Consider the following 546-nt stretch of genomic DNA (forward strand, 5'->3'; position numbering starts at 1 on the left):
CGTCAATAGCCATTCAGAATGTCGATTGGGCCAGTGGTACTACAGAGGTGACGGCAAAGCATATAGCCAACTAAGAAGCTACGCGCAGCTCGAAGCGCCACACAAAGGTGTGCACGATAGCGGCCGTGATGCAATGAACCACGCGAAGTCAGGAAATATGGCCGGCATGGTGACCTCCATCAACTCGATGGAAGACGCAAGTGAGCAAGTGGTGATTCACATTGACCGCTTGATGGATGAAATCATCGCAAACTAAGACTTATGCCTCCCTTTGTTTTTATTGCGATGCAAGGGGAGGTAGCTGCGTTTCTAGCCATTCGATAAACGCCGCATTTTTCGGTCTGTGCTGCTGGCCGTTTAAACAAATCAAATCGTACCCTCTCCCTGCGTTGACGCGTTCAAAAGGCGCGACCAGTTCTCCCTTTTCCAAACTGGTTTGCACCAAAGACGCCCGCGCCATTGCGATTCCCATGCTGTTTTTGGCGGCAATCATTGCCATATCGGCATGGTTAAAAAGGTAGGTTTTCTCCATCACATTAAGCGATT

General features: G+C 49.6%; 2 protein-coding genes. One reads left to right on the forward strand and one right to left on the reverse strand.

The annotated features are described in order from the left end of the window. Positions 1-256, forward strand: a 256-nt coding sequence (locus tag R7P74_RS28635; protein WP_318124077.1) for a CZB domain-containing protein, incomplete at its 5' end; no start/stop codon positions are given. A gap of 21 nt (positions 257-277) precedes the next feature. Here the strand turns inward: R7P74_RS28635 and R7P74_RS28640 are convergent. Continuing rightward, positions 278-546 (reverse strand): LysR substrate-binding domain-containing protein (locus R7P74_RS28640; RefSeq protein WP_318124078.1); only part of this gene is annotated, 269 nt, incomplete at its 5' end.

This window comes from Vibrio sp. 2033, assembly GCF_033339735.1.